Source organism: Williamsoniiplasma somnilux, assembly GCF_002804005.1.
GTDB classification, from domain to species: domain Bacteria; phylum Bacillota_I; class Bacilli_A; order Mycoplasmatales; family Mycoplasmataceae; genus Williamsoniiplasma; species Williamsoniiplasma somnilux.
Genome location: NZ_CP024965.1, coordinates 189,553 through 201,384, shown reverse-complemented (window position 1 = coordinate 201,384; position 11,832 = coordinate 189,553). Strand labels below are relative to the sequence as shown.

Annotated in this window: 7 protein-coding genes and 1 tRNA gene; all 8 read right to left on the bottom strand. The window is 29.9% G+C overall.

Annotation, left to right across the window (positions count from 1 at the left end):
• Window positions 1-48: 48 nt before the first annotated feature.
• Window positions 49-124, bottom strand: a tRNA-His gene (locus ESOMN_RS00905).
• Window positions 125-191: 67 nt separating this feature from the next.
• Window positions 192-1,439 carry a carbohydrate ABC transporter permease gene (locus tag ESOMN_RS00900; RefSeq protein ID WP_024863750.1) on the bottom strand — a complete coding sequence of 416 codons (1,248 nt, stop codon included), beginning with the start codon at window positions 1,437-1,439 and terminating at the stop codon, window positions 192-194.
• 8 nt (window positions 1,440-1,447) lie between these two features.
• Window positions 1,448-2,416, bottom strand: a complete 969-nt coding sequence (locus ESOMN_RS00895; RefSeq protein ID WP_024863751.1) for a carbohydrate ABC transporter permease — start codon at window positions 2,414-2,416, stop codon at window positions 1,448-1,450.
• On the bottom strand, window positions 2,417-4,321 hold the full coding sequence (locus ESOMN_RS00890) for an ATP-binding cassette domain-containing protein (protein WP_024863752.1): 1,905 nt from the start codon (window positions 4,319-4,321) through the stop codon (window positions 2,417-2,419). It abuts the gene before it with no gap.
• Between the two features lies 1 nt (window position 4,322).
• On the bottom strand, window positions 4,323-6,491 hold the full coding sequence (locus ESOMN_RS00880; RefSeq protein WP_024863753.1) for a type 2 periplasmic-binding domain-containing protein: 2,169 nt from the start codon (window positions 6,489-6,491) through the stop codon (window positions 4,323-4,325).
• The gene (locus tag ESOMN_RS00875; protein ID WP_024863754.1) at window positions 6,491-7,444 is read right to left on the bottom strand and encodes a DHH family phosphoesterase; all 954 of its coding nucleotides are present in this window, start codon (window positions 7,442-7,444) and stop codon (window positions 6,491-6,493) included. The genes ESOMN_RS00880 and ESOMN_RS00875 overlap by 1 nt, the downstream gene beginning before the upstream one ends.
• Window positions 7,445-7,733: 289 nt before the next feature.
• Window positions 7,734-9,299 (bottom strand): hypothetical protein, encoded by a 1,566-nt coding sequence (locus ESOMN_RS00870; RefSeq protein ID WP_024863755.1) that lies wholly within the window; start codon window positions 9,297-9,299, stop codon window positions 7,734-7,736.
• An 80-nt stretch (window positions 9,300-9,379) separates the two neighbouring features.
• Complete coding sequence (leuS, locus tag ESOMN_RS00865) at window positions 9,380-11,800, bottom strand: leucine--tRNA ligase (RefSeq protein WP_024863756.1); 2,421 nt, start codon at window positions 11,798-11,800, stop codon at window positions 9,380-9,382.
• Window positions 11,801-11,832 lie beyond the last annotated feature (32 nt).

The window sequence follows — 11,832 nt, the reverse complement described above, 5'->3', positions numbered from 1 at the left end:
AAAAAAATAAAAAAATCGATCATAGACCGATTTTGTTTTTTAAATTAATGGGGCGCCATAAGGGGATCGAACCCTCGAATGTCAGGACCACAACCTGATGTGTTAACCACTTCACCAATGGCGCCATATATGTGTTTTAACAACATATAGATTGTATAAAAACACATACGCAAAGTCAATTACTTGCTTAATTATTCTTTAGCACCACTGTTTGATGTAATTCCTTTTACTAAGTATTTTTTAGTAAAGACAAAAATGATAAACATTGGTAAAATTGCAACGATTGAGGCTGCCATTTTTAAGTTTTGTGGGTCTAATGAACCATCCATGTTTCAAACATCTCCACTGATGCCCGAAGATTGCATAATTTGTCACAAAATCATTGGTAAGGTTACAAATTGTGAATCTTGTTTAATAACCATTGTTGGTCATAGAATTGAGTTTCATGAAGCAATGAATGAAATTAAGATTGCTGTAAAGATAGTTGCTCTTACATATGGAATAGCAATTTTAATAAAAAATTGTCAATTTGATAAACCATCTACTTTAGCTGCTTTTTTAACTGAGTCATTAATACTATCAAAAGCGTTTTTAAACATGTAAATTGTAAAGGCATTACCAATAAACGGAATGATTAGAGCTATCAATGTGTTCTTTAACTGTAAGTCGGTAATAATCATGTACTGACCAATTAATAACGCTTCTCCTGGCAACATCATAGTTGCTAGAATAATCATGATAAAGACTTCTTTATATCTACTGTTAATATAAGATAAACCAAATCCCCCAAGCAAGGAAACAAAGATTTGTACAATTGTAGAAATGATTGCAATCAAGAATGAACTTCCTATTGCTGATCCGATAGAAATTTTAGCATTAGGATTATTAAACAAGAAATCGTATGCATCTCAAGTTCATTCCTTAGGTCATAAACTCATCGATCCTTTAATTCCTTCAGTTATTTCATCTGATGATCTAAAAGATACTGAGATCATTCAATAAAAGGGGAACAAGAAGACAATCATCATAATTAGAATAAAAACTGTCTTAATAAAATTACCTAAGATTTTTTTACCAAGACTTTCTCCAGCCATTGATGCTGTAAACATTATTTTACGGTTAACAGATTTAATAAATCAAAAGTTAGTTATATGATAATGAAATCGCAAACTTCTCATCACGAACGAAAGTTGCATTAAAACAAATCAAGCTTTTAAACCATTAAAATAGTAATCCCTAACATTATCTTTGTATTTTTCTAAATTGTTTTTCAAAGATACAAAACGTTCTTCTTTTAGGCTGCGTTTTGATAATTTATTATTTTGATTAGCAATTTTGTTATCAAATGAAGATTTTATGTTTTTTTTATTTTCGATGTAATCTTCACGAATTTTAATTTCAATTTTTTCAAATGTTTTTATTTCGTTATTTTTTTGCATAAAACCTCCTATTTATATCTCACGGCTAATTTTTTAGTGATAAATCTATTAACAACTGTTACTGCTAAAATAATAAACATTAAGAACAACGAAGCAGCTCCTGCTTTTGGATATGAAATAGCATTTGTTGATGAACCAGTTGTTCTTTCATAAATCCAGAAAATGATTGTTTGGGCATTTACTTTTTCAGCTTCAGCTTCATTTCCAAATAATCCCAAAGGTAATACTTTGAATGAAGCAATTAAAGCTAATGTTGTTAAATATACAATCATTGGCGTTAATTGTGGCATTGTTATTCTTCAAAATTGTTTTCATTTACTCATACCATCGATACTTGCAGCTGCATAGTATTGTTTATTAATTCTAATAAATGCTGAAGTTAACATAACGATTTGGAATGGTAGTGTTTTTCAAATCCCAAAAATGAACACTGTAAAAATTGCATATCTTGAATCTTTTAATCATGCAACTGAATCAATTCCGAATAAGCCCATGAATTGGTTAAATACCCCTCCAGAACTTGAACTAAAGATAAATGAGAATGCCATTGCAACAGCCATTGCACTTGTTACATATGGTAAGAAGAAAACTCCTTGTACAAATGAGAAAATTCTTTTGTTTAAAATTGATGACAATGCTTTAGCACAAAGGATTGAAATAACTAATCCAATCGGCACCGTTACAACAACATACAACAATGAATTTTTTAAAGCAATTAAAAATGTTTGATCAGTTAGAATCGCTTTAAAGTTTCAAGCTGATAAATACCATTCATAAATTGGTCTTGGAGAACCGTTAGTACCATTTTTAATAACCATGTATAGTGAGAAAAAAACGAAGACCCCAATAAAAAATAAACCTGGTATTATTCATATTAATTGCAAGAAAAAGGAATCAAAATTTTTCTTATTTTGTTTTCTTTTACGAGCATTGACATGTGTAATATTAAAACCTTTATTTTTTTTAAAAACCACCATCTAGATTACCTCCAACAATGGTTTATCACCAGCATTATCAAAGATATAAACTTTTCCCTTTTGAATATTAAATTTAATACTTTCATTAGCATTAATTCCTGTTTGACCATCATAAATAACACGAACTTCTCTTTTATCTCAAATAAATTTCATGTAATCAGATCTTCCTAATTTTTCAATCACATCCACTATTCCAATAAATGGTTTTTTATTTGCAAATTCAGAAAAATTTAAATCACCATTAATATTAATGTGTTCAGGTCGAACACCTACAACAATTTTTTTTGCTTTTGTCTTTGATTTTAACTTACCAATTTTTTGATCATTTAAAATAACGTTTCTTTGTTCATCAACTTTAGCATTATCAAAAAAGTTCATCGAAGGTGTTCCAATAAAGTTAGCAACAAATTTGTTAGCTGGTTGTTCGTAAACAGACATTGGTGCATCAGCTTGTTGTAATAATCCCTTGTTCATAATAAAAATTTTATCAGAAATACTCATCGCCTCTTCTTGATCGTGAGTAACAAAAACTGTTGTAATTCCTGTATCTTTTTGGAATTTTTTAATTCATTCTCTTGTTGAAACACGTAGTTTTGCATCTAAGTTAGACAAAGGTTCATCTAATAATAAAACTTTAGGTTTTTTAACAATCGCACGTGCAATCGCCACACGTTGTTGTTGTCCTCCTGATAATTCAGCAGGACGTTTTTTCAATTGTGATTCGATTTCAACTTTTTTGGCAACTTCTAAAACCGCTTTTTTAATTTCTAATTTATATTTTTTGATTTTAGAATTTAAAATTGCTAATTCGTTTTCGCTTTCTGCTTCAGTCATTTTTTCATCAATTGCAAAATCATTAATTGCCACTTCATAATGTTTTAAAAATTTTTCAATAATTTTTAATTTTGCTAATTTTTGATTAATTATTTCATCATATTGAGAAGCAAAAACTTCTTTTAAAGCTTGTGCTTCGCTTTCGTATTCAGCAATTAAAGCATCACGTTCTTCAGTTGTCACCAATCATTTGACGTCTTTTCCTGAAATTGCTGATAATCTACGGAAAGATTTCACGTCTTCAATTAAGATTTTTTTGTGTTGTGCCACAGAAGCACCAATTGCTTTTGCTTTACGTTTAAATAAGTCTAATTTTTCGATTTTAAGTTTTTGTAAAAATTGTTGAATTAAAAATTTAACAAAATCATCGTCTTTGATGTGTGCAGAAACTAATGCTGCTTTAAATTCTCCAGATTGAGATTTTAAGTTAGAAATAATTTCGTTGTACATTTCTTCTTTTTGTAATTCAATTCATTGTCTAAATTCGTCAAATCACATTGTAAATAATCTTGATCTAAAGTTATTTAATTCTTTGTCTCCGTAAATTGCTAATGCATATTTATCAGCTAATGCTTTAAACATTGCAACAAAGTCAGATTCCATTAAATAAAATTCTTTTGAATATAAGTTTACATATTTTTCGAGTTCTGCTTCAATTTTAGATTTTAGTTTTCTTGAAGCTTTTGATACACCCATTCTGTAGGCGGTTTTAATTTCTAATTTAACAAGTTTATTATTTTTCTCGATTTCTCTTTGAAAATCATCATTTTGTTTTAAAGGAAAAGCTATATTTTGGAAAACATTTAAATGTGGATACAAAGCATAGTTTTGGAAAACAAGACCAATATTTCTCTTTTGTGGAGATTTTTTAGTAACATCAACTCCATCAAACAAAATTTGCCCTTGTGAAACTTGCAATAAGCCTGCAATTGCATTTAAAGTAGTTGATTTACCACAACCTGATGGTCCCAATAAACAAACTAATTCTCCTGTTTTGATTGACATACTTAAGTTGTCAACAGCAATTGAATTACCGTAATCAATCACTATATTTCTTAATTTAATACTCATATTATTTGTTCTCCATTCATTTCAATTCTGCAAACGAACCAAATAGGTCAGCGATTTTGGTTTCAATATTTCCGGTCTCAGCTTCTCAAAAGAAGTCAACACTACTGTCATCTCATTTTGCAGAAATATCAGCAGTTCCATAATATTTGCCGAAAAAGTCTGCAATAACTCCAGCTCTCATAATGTCGCCAAATGGCGATGGTGTTACTGTTCAAAGATTAATTTTCTTTTGAATAATTGCATCCAAATATTTTTCAACAGCTTCTTTTGCATAAACTGTTCCATAATCTTTATCGTTTTGATTAAAACCTTTTTCAATAAAGATTCCTGGTTGTCCATTATATTCATATGCGGATTTGGTAGATGGAATATAACTTGCCTTAATTCCAAAACGACTAACAGCATCAGGTTGTAAGAAGAAATTTAAGAATTTAGCAGCAACTTTGTTTTTAGCTACATTTTTGTCTTTAAACATTGCAATTCCTGGTCCTTGCTGAACAACACTTGACTTATCAGACCCTCCGTCTGTAATCCCACCAATTGTAACTAAATCTTCTGGATGTACTTTAGTTGTTATATCTAATCTTTTGTATTTATCTTGAGTTTTTGGTTTTTGTCAGTATCAATGAGACGCACCGGCTGACGAACCATAATAATTCATCATTCCTCCATCAACAAAATAGTTAGAACCATAACCTCCAGATCCGCCAAAAATAGTTCCAGGGTGAGACCCATTTCCGCCATTACCATTACCATCAAAAGGTGCTAATTTATTTGCCATACCAAATAAATCTAATGTTCTTTGTAACCCGTGTGATTCTTTTTGAATTTGTATTGAATAAGGATCATCATTATTGTAATTATATAAATTCTCTTCTCCTCCGGTTGCAATGTTAGCATAAACTAAACCAGTAATATCATCAGCACCCATTGCATAAGAATTAACTTTATTTTGATCAGAAAGAGAAGAATTATTAGTAATTTTTCAAAATACATAAGTCATAATTTCAACATTGTTCATATCACTAAATATTTTGGTTAATTTAGATTCTTCAGCACTTTTAAAAGTATCCTTTCTAGTCAAAGAACCTTCATGTTTTAAATCTTTAAAAATTTCTATAACTAAATCTTTAATTGATTTTGTTCCGTCTTTTTTATACACATTATTTGAAGAAATTGCCGAAATGTCTTTAACTGTTTCTGAAAAATCAACTTTTGGTTGGTTTTCTCTGACCTTATTTTGCAGCTCTGGGTCTGAAACGGCAGTTTCATAATTTTTATTAAAATCATCTTGATTTGCTAAATCTGCATTTTCTTCATTGTTTAAAACCTTAAAGTATTCAGCCATCGGAAAAATTGTTGGGTCTAAAATATTTCCAGTTACGATGTAGTAAACTTCAGAAACAATTTTTTTGTTAATAATTCCGGTCATAATCGATTTTCCGATTGGAGCAACATACATTTTACCATCATTGCTCAATCCTTCTTGAATAAACGAATCTAAATAAGGAGTGTAATGATTGTAATCTTCTTGAACTTCTTTTGTTTGCATTGTTTTGTTTTTATTTTGTTGTGGTTGAGGTGTCGGAACTGCTGATGGAATATCTTTATAATTTTCCATTAATTCATCTAAATTACCTTTACCAATGAATTCGTTATTATTTTTATTCGACTGTTTTTTTCATCTTTTTAAAGAGTCCATCAAAACTTGTTCTTTTTTAGTTGGTTTACCAGGAGTAGCAACAGTAACTTCATATTCATCGTTTCAATTAATAACGTTTCCAATGTCAACAACTAAATCTTTTTGTTTTTCTGGTAATAATTTTTCATATCTTACAGCACCATCAGCATATGTAAGATATAAGTTTGGTAATTGTGCTTTAGAATTTAATTTATTATAAACTTCGTTTGCTGGTGCAAAATCTAGTTCAACATCAATTCCTGTATAACCATGAGTTTTATTTCAAGCATTAAAGTCATTAACTGCTCTACGGTAAGCATCAGCAATAAATCCCGAGCTCTTAGCAACGTTTAAATCTATTTCAAATACTACATTTTTATTAGATCTATCCTTAAGTGAAACTGCTAAAGTTGCTGAAGCTCCAGCAACCACAACTGCTCCTAAAAAAAATGGCAACAAAGCTTTTTTTACTTTGTATTTCAAAATCATTATTTAAATTCTCCTTTTATCATTTTTTTAGCATCTTCAATAACATTATTAATTGTGTTGCGATCATCAACAATGGCCCCAGATGCCAAGTTGTGACCTCCTCCACCGTATTTAACAGCAATGGGATTAATTGCTAACTCTCGACTTCTAAATTCAACTCTTCATTTTTTGTCTGCTCTAGCAGCAAATGTTAGTCATATTTCAATTCCTTCAACATCTTTTAACAGATTTGAGAATTTACCGTTTTCTTCAAATGGTATTTGATATTTATTTAAAATCTTTTCATCAATGATAAGGTAACCAACTTGATCTTCAACTTTTACTAAATCGATTAATTCAGCTTGTATTTTTAAATCTGACAATTTACGTTTATACATTTCCTCATAAAGTTGACCTAAATCAAAATTTGATTTTAATAATCAAGAAGCCACTTCCAAAGTTCTTGAGGATGTAGATTTGATTAAAAATCTTAACGAATCTGTTAAAATTCCATGATAAATTATTCTTCCAGCTGTTGGTGATACTTTTCAATTTAGTTGTTGAGCTAAATATCCAACCATTTCACTAGCTGAAGTAAATGTTACATCAACTCATGAAGTATCCCCATAGGGAGTTGCGTTTGGGTGATGATCAATCTTTAATAAATGCTTACCTAATTTAAATCTTTGGTTATCAATTCTTTCAACGTTTCCGCAATCAGTAACAATTACCAAAGCATTTTTATATTTTTCGTCTATTATATTTTTATCCATTAATCCAATAAATTTTAAGTAGTTAATGTCTTCACCAACTGCATAAACTTCTTTATTTGGATAATTTGTTTTTATTAATTCTTTTAATCCTAATTGTGATCCATAAGCGTCACCATCAGGAATGATGTGCCGATGAATGATTATCGTTTCATACCCTTCAATTAATTTCTGAATGGCTGATACGTACTGCAAATTAGTCATAAATAGACCCCTTCTAAAAACGTATGTTACAAGAAGCTCGTAAGGTAATAATTTCTCACGGGAATTAATAAAACTTATAGTCTCTACTTTTGGTCTAGAGGTGGAATCGATAACCCGTTTGTTATCCTATATAAGCTTCTTTAAAATATTAAGTTCTCAAGTTAATCATAACCATTTTTTTAAATAAAAAAAATGAGAAAGTCTAATAAAATTTTCCATTTCTAATAAAAATTTTAATTTTTAAAAAACATATAAAAAAAGTAAACTTTTAAGTTTACTTTTGTGCTAATTAAGCTTTTGATTTAGATTGTTTTTCTTTAAATTTTTTATCTGCTTGAATTCCGGATTCTAATAGTTGCATTGCTGATTTTTTAGAAACAATGTTAGCAATTAAGAAATTAGAAATAAATAGATAAATTCAGAACACTATTAAGATACCTAGGTTTGCATAAGATAAAATTGATCTTACTTTAGCAACTCAATCGGGATTGGTTGTCGCACTAATTGGATACATGTTATTTAACACCATCATCGCGATGTTTGTTCCCGTTACTAATAATCAAGCAACAAGTGGCAAGATAATTCCATCAATAATCAAGGCTTTTGTCAATCCATCTGGTGAACGGAATGCATCAACTAATGTTGAAATTACATACCAAATTAAACATGCAGATAAAACTAAGTAAGCTAATGCTGAAAATCATACTCAAATTAAACCAGCTGTACCAGGGCTTCTAATATCCCCAACAGCCATTAATGAAACTGCACCAAAACCAATTGTAATAAACATTACAAAGTATAGTGAGTAGAAAGTTAAAGCAGGTTTAATTAATTTTTTAATGTTTGTTCTATTTTCTTTATTTTTGAAAACTAGCAGTGCATGCAAAATGATTGCAAAAACAACTCATAAAAATGTTAAACCAATATACAAAGCATAACCGGCTGGCAACACTTGACCTAAAATTCCGGCAATTGCTGAAGATAGTAAAATTGCTGGAATAAATGCTACTATTAATGAAATATTAAATTTAGTAATTTCTAAACTAAATAATTTTCATTCAATTTTAGTTTTGTCGTTAGTTTTTAAGTTTGAATAATATGCAATAATGTATTTTGATCCATTTGCACAGTATTCATAACCACGTTTGAAATCGAAGAACATTTCTTCTCCTCTTCCATTCAACGAACGACGACGTTCTTTTTCATACATTTCTTCTAATGCAGCAACAACTTTTTCAGAACCTGTTGAAAAAACGTCAACATCTTGGAAATTAATTAACTTTAAAGCAATTTCTTCTAACATATTAGTTAAAAATCTTGGTTTAAACGCTAAACCAGAATAGCTTGCGTAAAGTCCTTTAGTTCCTTCAAAATCATTTGCTAATAGTTTAGAATGTAAATCTTTTGCATAATCAATTGTTTTTTGATAATTGAATAATACATTTGTTTGGCGTGCTGAAATATATTGTTTCATACCAATTAAAGTTGAAGCAAATAATTGTTTTGCCAAGGGTACAAATAATCCAATAACACCCCCAAATAAAAGTAATTTAAATGGTGATAAAATTTTGTACATCAATGAGCTTGAAGACATAATACCTGATAAAATAAGTTGTTTATCAGTTGCTGCTGTACTATTGTAAAGATCCAATGCTTTTTGCAATTCAGATCAATAATTTGGTTCAAATGTCCCTGGTAAATTTGAAAATGTGTCAACTGCTGCTTTTCATTCAGTTGAACCTTCTAAAAATCCATTGATACTAAAAAGCGCAACAGAGTCAATTCATGCTGAATAACCAAAATACATCACAGCTGCTACTAATAACAAAATTGATAGTTTAACTGTTTTTCTCATATCTTTCCTTTCTTATTAAAAGTATATCAAAAAAGCAAAAGCAAGCGTATTTACAAAATAAAATACGCTTGCTTTTTTAGTTAGTCTTTAACAACTATATTAATAATTTTATTAGGAACAACAATTTCTTTAACAATAGATTTTCCTTCAATAAATTTAACAACATTAGCATCTTTTTTAGCAATTGTTAAAATTTCTTCTGAAGATAAATTTAAATCAACCTCAGCTGAACCGCGCAATTTACCATTTACTTGAAAAGCAATTGTTACTTTATTAATAATCATTTTTGTTTCATCATATACTGGTCACTCACTTAAAGTTACTGTTGAGTTTTGCCCTAGCATTCTTCACATTTCTTCTGCAAGATGTGGTGCAAATAAACTTAACATTTTTACAAAACCTTCAACATAAGGTTGATAAACTGATCCTGGAATTTCTTTATAAAAAGCATTTACTAAAATCATTAATTGAGAGATAGCTGTATTAAATTTATATTCTTCAATCATCTGAGTTACTTTTTTAACAACGTCATTGTAAATAAAATCTAAATTGCCATTATTTATTAATGAAAATGTGTTTTTATAAACAACGCGGTATGCTCTGTTTAATCATTTTAATCCTGCATCTAAACCATCATAACTTCAAGGTAAAGACGCTTCTAAAGGACCCATGAACATTTCATATAAACGCAAGGTATCAGCACCATGAGAATCAATGACATCATCAGGGTTAATAACATTTCCTCATGACTTTGACATTTTACGTCCATCTGGTCCAAGTATCATTCCTTGACTAAAATAATTTTGAAATGGTTCAGGGGTTGGTACAATTTCTAAATCATATAAAACATGAGTTCAAAAACGAGCATATAATAAATGACCAACCGCATGTTCCTGACCACCAATGTACAAATCTACTGGCATTCATTTAGCAAATCTTTGTTTAGCTTCAGCGCTGTTGATCGCAATTAATTCACCCGGTTTATTAGTCAACAAGTAAGCTAGGAAATATCATGCCGATCCTGCAGTTTGAGGCATTGTATTGGTATCGCGCACAAAATGTTTGCCAGCAATTTCTACATTCACTCAATCATGAACATTTGCTAATGGTGAACGACCATCACCGCTTGGTTTAATGTATTCAGTTTTAGGTAAAGTTACTGGTAATTCTTGTTCTGGAACTAATTCAATTTCTCCTAATTCATTATATAAAACAGGAAATGGTTCTCCATAAAAACGTTGACGAGAAAAAATTCAATCGCGTAATTTATAATTAATTTTTTTTGAACCTAGGTTTTGTGATTCTAAAATTTCAATAAGTTTTTGAATCGCTGCATTTTTATTTAAACCCATTATTGATTCAGAATTTACATAAGCACTTTCACCAACAAAAGCTTTGCTTTCATCTTTTGTTTTTAAAACAAATTTAATTGGTAAATTAAATTTGTGAGCAAATTCTCAATCACGAGGGTCATGAGCTGGTACCGCCATAACAGCTCCTGTGCCATAACCATCTAAAACATAATCTGCAATTCATAATGGAGCTTTTTCTTTGGTAATTGGATTAATTACAAAACTTCCTGTAAAAACTCCGGTTTTAGGTTTAGATTCATCTTTACGATCGATTTCATTTTTCATTTTAGCTTGATTAATATACTGTTCAATTTCTTCTTTGTATTCAGGAGTGGTTACTTTATGTACCAATTCATTTTCAGGGGCTAAAACAACATAACTCACACCGTAAATAGTGTCAACTCTAGTTGTAAAAACCGGAATTTTAATACCTAATTCGGTTTCAAACAATACTTCAGCTCCTACTGATTTTCCGATTCAATTTTTTTGTGCCTCTTTAACAGCTTGAGGTCATTGCAAATTATCTAAACCAATTAATAATTTTTCAGCATATTCAGTAATTTTTAAAACTCATTGACGCATTTTACGTTTAACAACTAAGTGTTCACCACGTTCAGATACCATTTTGCCATTAACAATAATAACTTCATCATTTGCTAATACCGTTCCTAATTCTTGACATCAATTAACATCAATATCACGATTTTCTGCTAAACCTTTTTTGTATAGTTGTTGAAAAATTCACTGAGTGGTTTTGTAATAATTAGGATCACTTGTGTTAACTTCTTTTTCAAAATCAAAAGAGAAAGCCATAGCTTTTAATTGTCTTCTAAAAGTGTCGATATTTTTTAAAGTAAAATCACGCGGATCATTACCTGTTTTTAGAGCATATTGTTCGGCTGGTAACCCAAAAGCATCTCATCCAATTGGGTGTAAAACATCATAACCTTGCATACGACGAAAACGAGCAAAAACATCAGAAGCAGTATAACCTTTGATATGACCAACGTGTAAACCAGCGCCACTAGGAAATGGAAACATATCCAAAATAAATGCTTTTTTAGAATTTGATTCTGTGGTTTTATATGTGTTGTTTTCTGCTCAATATTTTTGTCATTTTTTTTCAATTGCCTTATGTGAAAAATCCATGTGTTACCTCTTTTACATTATATTTATTTTAC